Source organism: Streptomyces sp. NPDC058683 (assembly GCF_042716195.1).
Lineage (GTDB): Bacteria > Actinomycetota > Actinomycetes > Streptomycetales > Streptomycetaceae > Streptomyces.
Genome location: NZ_JBHXSK010000073.1, coordinates 36,801 through 50,441 on the forward strand (window position 1 = coordinate 36,801; position 13,641 = coordinate 50,441).

The 13,641-nt window shown below is 72.8% G+C and carries 14 protein-coding genes; 3 read left to right on the forward strand and 11 right to left on the reverse strand.

Annotated features, from left to right (window positions below):
- Window positions 1–11: 11 nt before the first annotated feature.
- On the reverse strand, window positions 12–551 hold the full coding sequence (locus ACFWXC_RS47970; RefSeq protein WP_384489713.1) for a MarR family winged helix-turn-helix transcriptional regulator: 540 nt from the start codon (window positions 549–551) through the stop codon (window positions 12–14).
- 93 nt (window positions 552–644) lie between these two features.
- Here ACFWXC_RS47970 and ACFWXC_RS47975 point away from each other — a divergent pair, with 93 nt between their 5' ends.
- Window positions 645–2,267, forward strand: a complete 1,623-nt coding sequence (locus tag ACFWXC_RS47975) for an FUSC family protein (protein ID WP_384489715.1) — start codon at window positions 645–647, stop codon at window positions 2,265–2,267.
- Here the strand turns inward: ACFWXC_RS47975 and recN are convergent.
- The 4 genes from recN to ACFWXC_RS47995 form a co-directional block, all read right to left on the reverse strand.
- Window positions 2,264–3,994 carry a DNA repair protein RecN gene (gene recN / locus ACFWXC_RS47980; RefSeq protein ID WP_384489733.1) on the reverse strand — a complete coding sequence of 577 codons (1,731 nt, stop codon included), beginning with the start codon at window positions 3,992–3,994 and terminating at the stop codon, window positions 2,264–2,266. The genes ACFWXC_RS47975 and recN overlap by 4 nt on opposite strands.
- Window positions 3,995–4,158: 164 nt before the next feature.
- Window positions 4,159–5,064 (reverse strand): NAD kinase, encoded by a 906-nt coding sequence (locus ACFWXC_RS47985; RefSeq protein WP_384489717.1) that lies wholly within the window; start codon window positions 5,062–5,064, stop codon window positions 4,159–4,161.
- A complete protein-coding gene (locus ACFWXC_RS47990) occupies window positions 5,061–5,876 on the reverse strand; it encodes a TlyA family RNA methyltransferase (protein WP_384489719.1) in 816 nt (271 codons plus the stop codon). The genes ACFWXC_RS47985 and ACFWXC_RS47990 overlap by 4 nt, the downstream gene beginning before the upstream one ends.
- Window positions 5,877–5,883: 7 nt before the next feature.
- Window positions 5,884–6,216 carry a hypothetical protein gene (locus ACFWXC_RS47995; protein ID WP_384489721.1) on the reverse strand — a complete coding sequence of 111 codons (333 nt, stop codon included), beginning with the start codon at window positions 6,214–6,216 and terminating at the stop codon, window positions 5,884–5,886.
- A gap of 42 nt (window positions 6,217–6,258) precedes the next feature.
- Here ACFWXC_RS47995 and ACFWXC_RS48000 point away from each other — a divergent pair, with 42 nt between their 5' ends.
- Complete coding sequence (locus ACFWXC_RS48000; protein ID WP_351699480.1) at window positions 6,259–6,606, forward strand: sterol-binding protein; 348 nt, start codon at window positions 6,259–6,261, stop codon at window positions 6,604–6,606.
- Here ACFWXC_RS48000 and ACFWXC_RS48005 read toward each other — a convergent pair.
- The 4 genes from ACFWXC_RS48005 to ACFWXC_RS48020 form a co-directional block, all read right to left on the reverse strand.
- Window positions 6,590–7,453 (reverse strand): ABC transporter ATP-binding protein, encoded by an 864-nt coding sequence (locus ACFWXC_RS48005; protein ID WP_384489723.1) that lies wholly within the window; start codon window positions 7,451–7,453, stop codon window positions 6,590–6,592. The two genes, ACFWXC_RS48000 and ACFWXC_RS48005, sit on opposite strands and share 17 nt — an antisense overlap.
- Window positions 7,454–7,473: 20 nt before the next feature.
- Complete coding sequence (locus ACFWXC_RS48010) at window positions 7,474–8,538, reverse strand: FecCD family ABC transporter permease (protein WP_384489735.1); 1,065 nt, start codon at window positions 8,536–8,538, stop codon at window positions 7,474–7,476.
- Window positions 8,539–8,597: 59 nt separating this feature from the next.
- Entirely contained in the window at window positions 8,598–9,641 is a 1,044-nt protein-coding gene (locus ACFWXC_RS48015; protein WP_384489725.1) for a FecCD family ABC transporter permease, read from the reverse strand.
- Window positions 9,642–9,704: 63 nt separating this feature from the next.
- Entirely contained in the window at window positions 9,705–10,733 is a 1,029-nt protein-coding gene (locus tag ACFWXC_RS48020) for an HAD-IIA family hydrolase (protein ID WP_384489727.1), read from the reverse strand.
- A gap of 85 nt (window positions 10,734–10,818) precedes the next feature.
- Here ACFWXC_RS48020 and ACFWXC_RS48025 point away from each other — a divergent pair, with 85 nt between their 5' ends.
- Window positions 10,819–12,102: a DUF1015 domain-containing protein gene (locus ACFWXC_RS48025; protein ID WP_384489729.1), complete on the forward strand. Its 1,284-nt coding sequence runs from the start codon at window positions 10,819–10,821 to the stop codon at window positions 12,100–12,102.
- A gap of 65 nt (window positions 12,103–12,167) precedes the next feature.
- On the opposite strand, the gene ACFWXC_RS48030 is transcribed toward ACFWXC_RS48025, so the two are convergent.
- Both ACFWXC_RS48030 and ACFWXC_RS48035 read right to left on the reverse strand, forming a co-directional pair.
- Window positions 12,168–13,109, reverse strand: coding sequence for a hypothetical protein (locus ACFWXC_RS48030; protein WP_384489737.1), 942 nt, complete (start codon window positions 13,107–13,109; stop codon window positions 12,168–12,170).
- Window positions 12,992–13,528, reverse strand: a complete 537-nt coding sequence (locus ACFWXC_RS48035) for a hypothetical protein (protein ID WP_384489731.1) — start codon at window positions 13,526–13,528, stop codon at window positions 12,992–12,994. The genes ACFWXC_RS48030 and ACFWXC_RS48035 overlap by 118 nt, the downstream gene beginning before the upstream one ends.
- Between the last annotated feature and the right edge of the window lie 113 nt (window positions 13,529–13,641).

The following is a 13,641-nucleotide window of genomic DNA, read 5'->3' on the forward strand; positions in this document are numbered from 1 at the left end:
GGAAGCCTCCGTCAACGGGGTCGGGGCGGGGGGTCAGGGGTTGCGACCGGTGAGTCGGCGAGACGGTTCATCAGGCGGGCGGCGAGCAGCAGCACCTGCCGCTCGGTCTCGGTCAGGTCACCGAGGGCGTGGCTCAGCCAGGCGTCGCGCTGCGCCATGTCGGCGGCGAGGGTCTTGCGGCCCTCCTCGGTCAGCTCCAGCATCCGCTGCCGTCCGTCGTGGCTGTCCCGGGTACGGCTGACCAGCCCGTCCCGCTCCAGTTCGGCGAAGACCCGGGTCAGCGACTGCGGCTGCTGGTGATCCGCGGCGGCCAGGGCACCCGCGGACATCGGGCCGTTGCGCAGCAGATGCCCGAGGACGCTGTTCTTGTTGAGGCTGAGCCCGTCCGCCGGCCGCTCCGCGCTGAGCCGCCGGGCGAGCCGTACGACCCCCTGCCTGACCTCCGCGGGCAGCCGGCCGCCGGGACGCCCGGCGGTGTCCCGGCCCGCGGCGCCGCCCGCCCGCACGGCGTCTCCGGCGTCCTCGTCTTCTGGGTCTTCTGGTCTCAGCATCACCACGTTGTTAAGGTAGCACTGAATAAATGTAGGCGAACCAACGGACAGATTGCCTTAACTCAAGCTTCACAGCGGCGGTGATGGTACACAATGCTTACTTTCTGGCGCTCGCTCCGCCAGACCCTGCGCTTCGACCCCACAGGCCTGTACCTGCGGCAGACGGCCGTCGTCATGGGCACCGTGCTCGGCACGTACGGCTGGGCGCTGCTCATCGAGCACCTGGCCGGACTCCGCGTCGACAGCGTCGTACAGGCCGTCGTCGTCGCCTTCTCGCTCGGCCGTGTGCAGCGCGCCTTCGACCCCACCGACCGGCTGCTGGCCGCCGCCGTGCTGCCGTGTGCCGTGGCCGGCGGCACGGAGCTGAGCACACTGATCCAGCGTCACCCGAACGTGGGCGACGCGGTGTTCGTGCTCGGGGTGGCCGGAGCGATCTGGATCCGCCGCTTCGGGACGCACGCCACCCGTGCCGGGACGCTCCTGGTGCTTCCCCTGGTCGCCGTGCTCGTCATCCCCGCCGGGGTCGCACCCACGGACGGGCACGCCCGGACCGGCTGGGCGGCCGTGACGGCCCTGGTCGCGGTCGTCTGGGGCACCCTGCTGACCTGGGTGGCGCACCGGACCCGGTTCGTCCCCGTTCCCCCGCCCGTCTGGGCGGTCAGGACGACGCCCTCGGCCCGCGCCGGCCTTCCGGCGAGCACCAGGATGGCGCTGCAGATGGCGGCGGCCCTGACCGCCGCCTTCGTCGTCGGCCGCACCGTCTGGCCCGATCACTGGGCCTGGGTCGTACTGACCGCCTTCCTGGTGTGCAGCGGCGCGCGCAGTCGAGGGGACGTACTGGTGAAGGGGGCCTGGCGCACGGCCGGCGCGGCGGTCGGCACACTGGTGGCCGGTGCCGTCACCGGATCGTTCGGACCTCGTTCGGACACCGCCGTCGTCGTCATCTTCGCGGTGCTCGCCGTGGCCACCTGGCTGCGCGAGCTGAGCTACGCGTACTGGGCCGCGTGCGTGACGGCCGTACTGTCCCTGCTCTACGACTGGTTCGGGCAGAGCCCCGGCGACCTTCTGCACACCCGGCTGGCCGGCATCGCCGTCGGGGCGGGCATCGGCCTCGCATCGTCCTGGCTGGTCCTGCCGATCCGTACGGCCGCGGTGGCGCGGGCCCGCACCGCCGCCGCGCTGGCGGGCCTCGGCGAACTGCTGGAGGCCGACTGGCGCGACGAACGCGCCGTGCGCCGGGCCCGGGCCCGGTTCGCGAACCGCGTCGACCAGCTGGTCCTCGCCACCGCACCGCTGCGGGTGCTGGCCGCCCTGACCACCGGCCGGGCGGCGAACGACACGGCACTGCGGGCCACGGCGGCCCTGCAGGAGTGTGCCGCCCCGCTCGACACCCTGACCACCGCGGTCGCGTCGGCACCGGCCGAGCTGAGCGACGACCCCGCCCTGACCCGTCGCCGGACGGAGATCAAGGCCCGCGCCCTGGCAGTGCGCCGCGCCATAGGCCGCCGCCCTCCGGCCACGGACCAGCAGCACGAACCGCTCCCCGCGGCACCGCCAGGTCCCGCCGCCCCCTCACAGGCGGCGGGGACGGCCATGGACGCGCTGAACGCCCTGGACGCCCCCCTGGACACACTGGCCCGGCTCTTCGCTCCACCGGCCACGCAGCAGCCACCACGCCGGCCCCTTCTCCCGGCGCCGGCCAGGCAGCCCCGCTAGGGCCTGTCCGCCCGAGCCGTGGCCAACAACTCCTCCGCGTGGGCCCGGGCCGTCTCCGAGTCCTCCTGGCCGGCGAGCATCCGGGACAGCTCCCGGACCCGCTCCTCGCCCTCCAGGACCTTCACGCCCGAACGCGTGACCGAGCCGTCGTTGGTCTTCTCGACCAGCAACTGCCGGTCGGCGAAAGCGGCGACCTGCGGGAGGTGCGTGACCACGACCACCTGCGCCGACTTGGCGAGCTTCGCCAGCCGGCGGCCGATCTCGACCGCCGCCTTGCCGCCGACGCCCGCGTCGACCTCGTCGAAGAGGTAGGTCGGGACCGGGTCGGTGCCCGCGAAGACGACCTCCACCGCGAGCATCACGCGGGACAGCTCACCGCCGGAGGCGCCCTTGGCGATCGGGCGGGGCGGGGCGCCGGGGTGCGGGGCGAGGAGCAGTTCGACCTCGTCGGCGCCCGAGGGGCCGTACGCGACCGTACGCCCGCCGACCTCCACGCCCTCCGGGTCCTCGGTCTGCCGGATGTCGAAGGACACGCGCGCGTGCGGCATCGCGAGGGAGCCCAGCTCGGCGGTGACGGCGGCCGCGAAGCGCGCGGCGGCCTCGGTGCGCGCGTCGGTCAACGCCTGTGCGAGGCCGCTCAGTTCCGCACGAAGGGCATCCCGTTCGGCGGTCAGCTCGTCGATCCGCTCGTCGTCGCCGTCGAGTTCGGTCAGCCGTGCGGCACCCCGCTCGGCCCACGCCAGCACCGCGCCGATGCCGTCGCCGTACTCGCCGTACTTGCGGGTGAGCGCGGTGAGCGCGGCGCGCCGCTCCTCCACGGCCGCGAGCCGCAGCGGGTCGGCGTCCAGGTCGTCGGCGTACCCGGCGAGTTCGCCCGCCACATCGCCGAGCAGGATCCCGACCTCGCCGATCCGGTCGGCGAGCGCGGCCAGCGCCGGGTCGTGCGACCGTACGGCCTCCAGGGCGCGGTGGGCGCCCGCGACGAGGGTGGCCGCGTCGATGCCCTCGGGGTCCTCGGGGTTGCCCGCGAGTGCGGAGTGCGCGGCGGTCGCGGCCGACGACAGCGCCTCGGCGTGTCCGAGCCGCTCGGCCTCCTCGGCGAGTTCGACGTCCTCGTCGGCCCGCGGCTCCACGGCGGCGATCTCGTCGAGCCCGTAGCGCAGCATGTCGGCTTCCTGAGCCCGCTCACGCGCCCGGGTGACGATCTCGTCCAGCTCCACCGCCACGGCCCGCAGCCGCCGGTAGGCCTCGCCGTACTTGGCGAGCGGCACGGCGACCCCGTCACCCGCGTACCGGTCCAGGGCCTGCCGCTGCCGGGACAGCTTCAACAGGCCCTGCTGGTCGGTCTGCCCGTGCACGGCCACCAGGTCGTCGGCGAGCTCGGCGAGCAGCCCCACGGGCACGCTCCGGCCGCCCAGGTGCGCCCGGGAGCGGCCCTCGGCGGAAACGGTACGGCTGATCAGCAGCGCCCCGTCGTCCAGCTCGGCGCCGGCCTCCTCGGCCCGTACGACCGCGGAGGTGCCCGGGGGCACGGTGAGCCGTCCTTCGACGACCGCCTTCTCGGAGCCGATCCGCACGAGCGCGGGATCGGCCCGCCCACCGAGCAGCAGCCCCAGGCTGGTGACGACCATGGTCTTGCCCGCACCGGTCTCACCCGTGACGGCAGTGAACCCCGGCGACAACTCGACGACAGCGTCGTCGATGACTCCGAGGGACCGTATCCGCATTTCTTCCAGCACGGAGAAGACCTTACGAGGTCCGGCCGACGAAGTGCGAGGCCCCCTGTCACCCGGGCGAGTGGAGGTGCGCCCCAAAGAGGCGCGGGGAACTGCGCGAGCAACCACGAACCACCCGCAGCCGCCGAAGTTCCCCGGCCACCCGCCGCGAACCGCTACTGCGGCGCCCCCCGCCACCCGGAGACCGGCAGCGCGAACTTCGCCACCAGCCGGTCCGTGAACGACGCGTGATGCAGCCGTGCCAGCCGCACCGGCACCGCCCCCCGCCGCACCTCCACCCGCGCGCCCGGCGGCAGCTCGACGGTCCGGCGCCCGTCGCACCACAGCACGCCCGGCTGGATGTGCGGCAGCACCTCCACCGCCAGCACCGAGTCCGGCGACGTCACCAGCGGCTTCGCGAACAGCGCGTGCGCGGAGATCGGCACCATCAGCAGCGCCTCCACCTCCGGCCACACCACCGGCCCGCCGGCCGAGAACGCGTACGCCGTGGACCCGGTCGGGGTCGACAGCACGATCCCGTCGCACCCGAACCCGGTCACCGGCCGCCCGTCGATCTCCAGCACGACTTCGAGGAGCTTCTCGGCGCCCGCCTTCTGCACGGCCGCCTCGTTCAGCGCCCAGTCGGTGTGCACGATGTCCCCGTTGCGGTGCACGACGACGTCGACGGTCATCCGTTCCTCGACCTCGTACGCCCTGCTCACCACCCGGTCCACGACCTTGTCGAGGTCGTCGCGCTCGGCCTCCGCGAGGAACCCGACGCTGCCGAGGTTGACGCCGAGCATCGGCACCCCGGAGGCGCGTGCGAACTCGGCACCGCGCAGCAGCGTGCCGTCACCGCCGAGCACGATCAGCAGCTCACAGCCGTCGAGGCTGTGCGGCGAGGCCTCCTCGACGAGTTCGACCTCCTCGGGGAGCGGCAGGTCTCGGGCCTCGAAATCCAGGACCCGTACGCCGACTCCGGCTGCCAGCAGGCCCTTGACCACGAGTTCGGCGCTGCGGATCGCCGCAGGCCGCCCGGTGTGGGCCAGCAGGAAAACAGTACGAGCTCGGTTCTGTGTCAACGCGGCCCCTCCGCCACTGCACGGTCAACGTCGGCCGGGTCCAGTCGGGGTGCCCCGGCCCGCAGCCACAGAAAGTACTCGACATTGCCGGACGGCCCGGGCAGCGGGCTGGCGGTGACACCGTTCACCCCGAGCCCCAGCTCCCACGCCTTGTCGGCAACCCCCCGCACGGCCTCCGCCCGCAGCTGCGGACTCCGTACGACTCCCCCACTGCCCAGTCGTTCCTTGCCCACCTCGAACTGCGGTTTGACCATCATCACCAGGTCGGCGTCCGGCTTCACGCACCGCGCCAGGGCCGGCAGCACCAGCCCGAGCGGGATGAAGGACAGATCACCCACGACAAGATCCACAGGCTCCCCATCGATCGCTTCAAGCGTCAACTCGCGTACGTTCGTACGGTCCTTGACGGTGACGCGTTCATCGCTCTGCAGAGACCACGCGAGTTGTCCGTATCCGACGTCGACGGCGACGACCTGCGCGGCGCCCGCGCGCAGCAGCACATCGGTGAAGCCTCCGGTGGACGCGCCGGCGTCCAGCGCCCGCCGTCCCTCGACCGCGAGCCCCTGCGGGACGAACGCCGCCAGCGCACCCGCCAGCTTGTGGCCGCCCCGGGACACGTACTCGGGGTCGTTGTCGTCGGACTGCACCACGATGGCCGCGGCGGTCTCCACCTGGGTGGCCGCCTTGGTCGCCAGGGTCTTGCCGACGGAGACCCGCCCGGCGGCGATCAGCTGGCTGGCGTGCTCCCGCGAACGCGCCAGCTTCCGGCGGACCAGCTCCGCGTCCAGACGGCGGCGTGCGACTCCTGCCACGTTCGGTTCAGCTCCTGCTCTGGTGGTACGACGACGGTGCGGGCGCCCTGGTGCCGTACGGCGGTGCGGGCGCCGGGGGGCCCGGAGGTCCCGGGCGGGCGTCGAGCGCGGTCAGCGCGTCGCGCAGCCCCCGGTGTACATCCTCGTACACCTCCAGATGCCCGTCCGTGGCGAGGTGGTCGGTGTCGCCCAGCCGGTCGAGTTGGGCGTCGACCTCGGCGTTGCCGGTGGGAGTGCGGGGGACGTTCAGCGGGGCAGGGGCGGCGGGGTCGTACTCGGGCTCGGCCGGGACCGCTTCCGCCGTCTCCGCCACCCGGCCCTCGGGCACAGAGTCGGTCATGCCCCGACGCTACCCCGAACCGCTGGGGTACCGTCGATCGCGATGGCCACGATCGAGGAGTGCCGCGCCGCACTCGACAAGCTCTCCCACACCATGGGCGGCGCCGAGGGCGACGTCCGCGCGGCCGCCGCCATGGACCGCACGGTCAGCTGCCACATCACCGACCTGGACGTCACCTTCGCCGGCCGGCTCACCGGCGGCCGGATCGAGGTGGAGGAGACGTTCCCCGGGCCGCCCCGGGAGAAGGCGCAGATCGGGCTGGCCATGGCCGGCGACGACCTGGTGGCCCTGGTCGACGGCGAGCTGAACTTCGCCGGGGCCTGGGGCTCGGGCCGGGTGAAGCTGGACGCGAACCTGCTGGACCTGTTCCGGCTCAGGAAGCTTCTGTGACCGTCACCCGCGTACGTGCCTTCCGGGCCGCCGGCACCACCAGCGGGGTGCCCGTCTCCGGGTCGTCGATGATCTGGCAGCGCAGCCCGAAGACCTCCTCGACCAGTTCGGCGGTGACGATGTCGTTCGGGGCGCCCTCGGCGATCACCTCGCCCTCGCGCAGCGCGATGAGGTGCGTGGCGTAACGGGCCGCGTGGTTGAGGTCGTGCAGCACGGCGACCAGCGTGCGCCCCTGTTCCTCGTGCAGTTCGGCACAGAGGTCGAGGACGTCGATCTGGTGCTGGATGTCGAGGTAGGTGGTCGGCTCGTCGAGGAGCAGCAGCGGGGTCTGCTGGGCGAGCGCCATGGCGATCCACACGCGCTGCCGCTGACCGCCGGACAGCTCGTCGACGTACCGGTCGGCGAGTGAGGCGACCCCCGTCTGGGCCATCGACTCCTGGACCACCCGCTCGTCCTCGGCGGACCACTGCCGCAGCAGGCCCTGGTGCGGGTAGCGGCCGCGGCCGACCAGGTCGCCGACGGTGATCCCGTCGGGCGCGATGGACGACTGGGGCAGCAGGCCGAGGGTGCGGGCGACCTTCTTCGCCGGCATCGACTGGATGACCTGCCCGTCGAGCAGCACCCGGCCCTGGCTGGGCCTGAGCATCCGCGACAGCGCGCGCAGGAGCGTCGACTTGCCGCAGGCGTTGGGGCCGACGATCACGGTGAAGGAGTTGTCGGGGATCTCCACCGACAGCTGCTCGGCGATGACACGCTGGTCGTAGGCGAGGGTGACGTTCTCGGCGGACAGGCGGTTCACAGGGTTCCTCTTCTTGTTCTTGCTCTCCGACTCGGGGTTCGTGCTCATGCCCGGCCCGCCTCGCGTGCTCATATCCGGCCCGCCTTGCGTTCGGTGACAAGGAGCCACAGCAGGTAGAGGCCGCCCAGGACACCGGTGACCACGCCCACGGGCAGCTGGTCGGCGCCGAAGGCACGCTGGGAGGCCCAGTCGGCGGTGACCAGCAGGGTGGCGCCCATGCAGAGGGAGGGCAGCAGGTTGGGGCCGGGCGAGCGGGTGAGACGGCGGGCGAGCTGCGGGGCGGTGAGCGCCACGAAGCTGACCGGGCCCGCGGCGGCGGTGGCGGCCGCGGTCAGCAGCACGGCCGACACCATCAGCAGCAGCCGTACCCGCTCCACGCGCACCCCGAGGGCGTTGGACACGTCGTCGCCCATCTCCATCATCCTGAGGCCGCGCGCGTTGGCGAGGGCCGGCGGGACGAGGACCGCGCAGAGCGCGAGCAGCGGCCAGACCTGGCTCCAGTCCCGGCCGTTGAGGGAGCCGGTCATCCAGACGACCGCGCGCGTCGCGTCGACGAAGTCGGCCTTGGTGAGCAGATAGCCGTTGACCGCGGTGACGACCGCGGAGACACCGATACCGACCAGGACCAGCCGGTAGCCGTGCACGCCCTGCTTCCAGGCGAGCAGATAGATGGCGAGACCGGTCAGCAGACCGCCGACCAGCGCGCCGAACGTGACCTGGGCGGCGCCCCCGGACGTCAGCACGATGACGACGAGCGCGCCGGACGTCGCGCCCTGGGAGAGACCGAGGACGTCCGGACTGCCGAGCGGGTTGCGCGAGATGGCCTGGAACAGCGCGCCGCCGAGACCGAGCGAGGCGCCGACCAGCAGACCGACCAGCACACGCGGCAGCCGCAGCTCGTTGACGATGAAGTCCTGGCTCGGGGTGCCGTTGCCGGCCAGCGTCCTCACCACGTCGCCGAAGGAGATCGGGAAGTCGCCGGTGCCGATCAGCACGACACTCGCGGCACACGCGGCCAGCAGCAGCGCGGTCACGACGACCAGCGCGCGCAGGTCCGCCCGCAGGGAGAGCCCGCCGGGGGTGCGCAGGGTACGCGTGTTCTTCACAGCGGCGGTCTTCGCAGCAGTGGTCATCGCAGCAGTGGTCTTCGCAGCGGTGGTCTTCGCAGCAGTGGTCTTCACAGCAGTGTTCCTCACAGCTGGGCCGTCCTCCGCCGTCGTACGAGAAGAATGAAGACCGGCCCGCCGATGATCGCGGTGACGATGCCGACCTGGAGCTCCGAGGGGCGGGCGACGATCCGGCCGACGACATCGGCGCCGAGCAGCAGCACGGGCGACAGGATCGTCGCGTACGGCAGGATCCAGCGCAGGTCGGGGCCGGTGAAGGAGCGCACGACGTGCGGGACCATCAGGCCGACGAAGGCGATCGGGCCGCAGGCCGCGGTGGCCGCGCCGCACAGCACGACGGCGGCGAGCATGGCGAGGGCCCGGGTGCGGCCCAGGTTGGCGCCGAGGGCACGGGCGGTGTCGTCGCCCATCGCCACCGCGTTCAGCGGCCGGGCGAGGCCGAGGGCGAGCAGGGTGCCGACCGCGAGGAACGGCAGCACCTGCACGATCGTCGAGTCGCTCGCGGAGGCCAGCGAACCGACCGTCCAGAAACGCCACTTGTTGAGCGCCGCGCCGTCCGTGATCATCACGGCCTGGAGGTAGCCGTAGAGCGCGGCGCTGATCGCCGTACCGGCCAGCGCCAGCCGCACCGGGGTGGCGCCCCGGCTGCCGCCCAGGAACCACACCAGCGCGCCCACCGCGGCCGCCCCGAAGAAGGCGAACCACACATAGCCGTTGAGGGTGGTGACACCGAAGTAGGTGATGGCGGTGACGACCGCGGCCGACGCGCCCGCGTTGATGCCGAGCAGGCCGGGGTCCGCGAGCGGGTTGCGGGTGAGCGCCTGGAGCACCGCCCCGGACAGGCCGAGGGCGGCACCGGCCAGCAGGCCGAGGACGGTCCGGGACAGCCGCTCGTGTACGACCACGTCGCCGTAGGTCCCCGTGTCGTGGAACAGGCCGTGCCAGACCTGGTCCAGCGGCAGCTCCTTCGCTCCGATCGCGATGCTCGCCAGCGCGACGAGCAGCAGGATCACGACGGAGACGAGGAGCCCAAGGGTCCGTATCGCCCGGCGGGTTGGGGGCGCGGGGGCGGTCTCCGCGCGCTGTTCGGGAGGACTGTCGACCAACACCCGGTTAGGTTAGCCTACCCTCTCATTGGATCTCGATGCCCGGTCCCGGTGAGCAGCGCGGATTCAGAGCCCCAGCCGCGCCAGCGCCTTGCCTCCGTCCAACTCGCAGGAGCCGTCCCCGGCCGCCGTCCAGGCCGCCGCGCACAGCGCCCGCAGCCCGTCGAGGGCCTCGCCGTCCCCCTTCAGCTCCAGCAGGTCCGCCCCCGCCGTGGCCGTCCAGCCGCCGCACCGGAAGCCGTCGCCCGCCGCCGTGACCTCCGGCTGCCCGGTGAGCAGCCCCCGCAGGTCGGCGTCGACATAGGTCGGCCGGTGCTGCGGCGGCGCGGCGAGCAGCTGACGCCCGTCGGTGACACCGGTCAGGACGAGCAGTGAGTCGACCCCGCCGTTGAAGGCACCCTCGATGTCGGTGTCCAGCCGGTCCCCGACCACCAACGGCCGCTTCGCACCCGTCCGCAGGACCGTCTCCCGGTGCATCGGCGGCAGCGGCTTGCCGGCCACCTGCGGCTCGGCACCCGTCGCGATCCGGACAACTTCCACCGCCGCGCCGTTGCCCGGCGCGATCCCGCGCCCGCTGGGAATCGTCAGATCGGTGTTGGACGCGAACCACGGCACCCCGCGCGCGACGGCGTACGACGCCTCGGCGAACCGCCCCCACGCCAGGTCAGGGCCGCCGTACCCCTGCGCGACCGCCGCCGGGTCGTCGTCGGCGGAGTCCACCGGCTCCAGCCCGCGCTCCCGCAGGGCGACCCGCAGCCCCTCGCCGCCGATCACCAGCACCCGCGCACCCGCCGGCACCTGCTCGCTGATCAGCCGCGCGACCGCCTGCGCCGAGGTGATGACGTCATCGGCGCCGGTCGGGATCCCCAGCTCGGTGAGGTGCCCGGCGACCGTGTCCGGCGTGCGCAGCGCGTTGTTGGTGACGTACGCCAGTCGCATCCCGCCCGCGCGGGCCGCCGCCAGCGACTCCACTGCGTGCGCGATCGCGCTGCCGCCCGCGTACACCACGCCGTCCAGATCGAGCAGCGCCGTGTCATACGCCGTGCTCAGAGCCTGTCCGCTGCCCTCGGGACCAGTCCCGACACCCTGGCTCATTCCCCATCGCTCCTAGTCACTCTTCGTTGTCCCGCCTTTCCCCATCGATCATCCCGCACGCCACTGACACACGTACGATGCCGGGATGAACACTGCAGGTCACTCGGAAGCAACGGAGCGCCGAGGCCTGGAACTCAACCCGTTCCGAGGCCTTCGCTACGACCCCGACCGGGTCGGCAGCCTCGCCGCCGTCACTTCCCCGCCGTACGACGTCGTCGTACGCCCCGACGGCGTACACCACCTCCAGTCCGCCGATCCGCACAACATCGTCCGCCTGATCCTTCCGCAGGCCGGCACTCCCAGCGCCGGCACCGAACAGGCGGCCGACACCCTGCACCGCTGGCAGGCCGAGGGCATCCTCACCACGGATCCCGAACCCGGCCTGTACGTCTACGAGCAGCACGACGGCAACGGCATGCTCCAGCGCGGGGTCATCGGCGCGCTGCGGGTCTCGGAACCGTCGGAGGGCGTGGTGCTGCCGCACGAGGAGGTCATGCCCCCGGTCGTCGCCGACCGCGCGGCGCTGATGCGCGCGACCTCCGCGAACCTCGAACCCCTGCTCCTGACCTACCGGGGCAACGGCACGGCCGCCGAGGTCGTCGAACAGGCGGCCGACCGCCCGCCGCTCCTCGCCACCACCACGGAGGACGGCTTCCACCACCGCCTCTGGTCGGTCACCGATCCCTCTGAGGTGGCACGTGTCCAGTCCGACCTGGCCCACCACCAGGCCCTGATCGCCGACGGCCACCACCGGTGGGCCACCTACTTGCGTCTACGCGCGGAGCACGCCTCCCCCAGCCCCTGGGACTACGGCCTGGTCCTCCTGGTCGACACCGCGCGCTACCCGCTGCGCGTCCGCGCCATCCACCGCCTGCTGCACGGCCTGCCGGTGGCGGAGGCCCTGGCGGCCGTACAGGACCATTTCCGGGTACGACGGCTCGACGTCCCCCTGCCGCAGGCCCAGGAGGCGCTCGCGGACGCGGCGTGCGCCGGCAACGCGTTCGTGCTGGCCGGCGACGGCGCCTTCCACCTCATCGACCGCCCGGACCCGGATCTGCTGGCCCGCACGGTCCCCGCCGACCGCCCGGCCGCCTGGCGCACGCTCGACGCGACCGTCCTGCACGCCACGCTCCTCGACCACGTCTGGCGCATCCCCGAGGACTCGAACGCGCACATCGCGTACATCCACGATGCGGCGGCGACGGTCGCCAAGGCCGAACGCGCCGGCAGTACGGCCGTCCTCCTGCACCCGGTCCACGAGGAGGTCGTCCGCGACCTCGCCCGCCAGGGCGTGACGATGCCCCGCAAGTCGACGTCCTTCGGCCCGAAGCCGGCGTCGGGGCTGGTGCTGCGGGCGCTCGACATCTGAGAACGGCGACGAGAACGACAGAGGGCAGGCCCCGGTCGGAGCCTGCCCTCTGTCGAACGCCGTGATCAGTCCTTGTCGGCCTCGGCCTCGGACTTGGCCTGGGCCTCGGTCTCTGCCTCGGTCGTGGCCTTGGACTCCGCCTCGGGCTCGGTCGCGGCTTCGCCGAGGGTCTCCTCGGACTCGTCCGCGTCGTCGACCATGTCCACGTCGTCGTCCATGTCCACGTCGTCGTCCATGTCCACGTCGTCGTCCGTGTCCTCGTCCGTGTCTTCGTCCGATTCCTCGTCCGTGACCGTGACCGTGTCCTCGTCCTCGTCGTCGTTCAGGGCGTCGACGAACTCGACCCCGTCCAACTCGGCCAGCCGGTCGGAGGCGTCCGTGCTGCCGTCCCGGTCGGCCTCGACAGCCTTGGCGAACCATTCCCGCGCCTCGCCCACACGGTCGGCCGCGAGCAGGGCGTCGGCATAGGCGTACCGCAGCCGCGCGGTCCACGGCTGTACGGAGTTGGACGCCAGTTCGGGGCTCTGCAGCGTCACGATCGCCGCGTCCAGCTGCCCCATGTCACGCCGGGCACCGGCGGCGACGAGCCGCATCTCGACCTGGCCGGCCTTGTCGAGCTTGTGCACCTCGGGGGCGCCGGCCATGTCCAGCGCCTTCTCCGGCCGCCCGAGCCCACGCTCGCAGTCGGCCATCACGGGCCACAGGTCCGCGCTGCCGGTCATCCGCCGCGCGGCCCGGAACTCGGCGAGCGCCTCGCTGTACTTCTGGTTCGCGTACGCGGCGAACCCGGCGGCCTCACGCACGGCGGCGACACGGGACGCCAGCCGCAGGGCCACCTTGGAGTAGCCGTACGCACCCTCGGGGTCCTCGTCGATGAGCCGCGCGACCATCACCAGGTTCTTGGCGACGTCCTCCGCGAGCGTCTTGGGCAGGCTCTGCAGCTCCTGGCGTACGTCCTTGTCGATCTCGTCGCCGGTGACGTCCTCCGGGATCGGCAGCCGCTTGATCGGCTCACGGTCCCGGTCGCGCTCACGCTCGTCACGGCGTCCGTAACCGCCGCCACGCCGGTCGTCGCCACGCCGGTCGTCCCGACGGTCGTCGCGCCGGTCGTCCCGGCCTCGGTAGCCACCGCCACCGCCCCGGTTGTCGTCCCGACGGAAGCCGCCTCGGTCGTCTCGGCGGTCATCGCGCCGGTCGTCTCGCCGGGGGCCATGTCCTCGGTCGTCGCTGTGGGGGCCTCGGAAGCCACCACGGCTGTCATCGCGCCGGTCGTCCCGACGGTCGTCCCGGCCCCGGTAGCCACCGCCACCGCCCCGGTTGTCGTCCCGACGGAAGTCACTCCGCCCGCCACGATCGTCGCGGTCATCACGACGGAAGGCGGGACGGTCACCACGGTCGTCGCGGCGGAAGCCACCACGATCGCCACGGTCGTCCCGCTGGAACGCCGGGCGGGAGCCGCGGTTGTCATCACGCCGGCCGTACCCGCCACCACGTCGACCGGGAGCGCCCCGCCAAGGAACTCGCCGCCGAACTGGGCGA

Excerpts from the sequence above, each read along its gene's own strand:
- ACFWXC_RS47970 (WP_384489713.1), bottom strand. The coding sequence starts at position 551 with ATGCTGAGACCAGAAGACCCAGAAGACGAGGACGCCGGAGACGCCGTG.
- ACFWXC_RS47975 (WP_384489715.1), top strand. The coding sequence starts at position 645 with ATGCTTACTTTCTGGCGCTCGCTCCGCCAGACCCTGCGCTTCGACCCC.
- recN (WP_384489733.1), bottom strand. The coding sequence starts at position 3,994 with ATGCGGATACGGTCCCTCGGAGTCATCGACGACGCTGTCGTCGAGTTG.
- ACFWXC_RS47995 (WP_384489721.1), bottom strand. The coding sequence starts at position 6,216 with ATGACCGACTCTGTGCCCGAGGGCCGGGTGGCGGAGACGGCGGAAGCG.
- ACFWXC_RS48000 (WP_351699480.1), top strand. The coding sequence starts at position 6,259 with ATGGCCACGATCGAGGAGTGCCGCGCCGCACTCGACAAGCTCTCCCAC.
- ACFWXC_RS48005 (WP_384489723.1), bottom strand. The coding sequence starts at position 7,453 with ATGAGCACGAACCCCGAGTCGGAGAGCAAGAACAAGAAGAGGAACCCT.
- ACFWXC_RS48010 (WP_384489735.1), bottom strand. The coding sequence starts at position 8,538 with ATGACCACTGCTGCGAAGACCGCCGCTGTGAAGAACACGCGTACCCTG.
- ACFWXC_RS48020 (WP_384489727.1), bottom strand. The coding sequence starts at position 10,733 with ATGAGCCAGGGTGTCGGGACTGGTCCCGAGGGCAGCGGACAGGCTCTG.
- ACFWXC_RS48025 (WP_384489729.1), top strand. The coding sequence starts at position 10,819 with ATGAACACTGCAGGTCACTCGGAAGCAACGGAGCGCCGAGGCCTGGAA.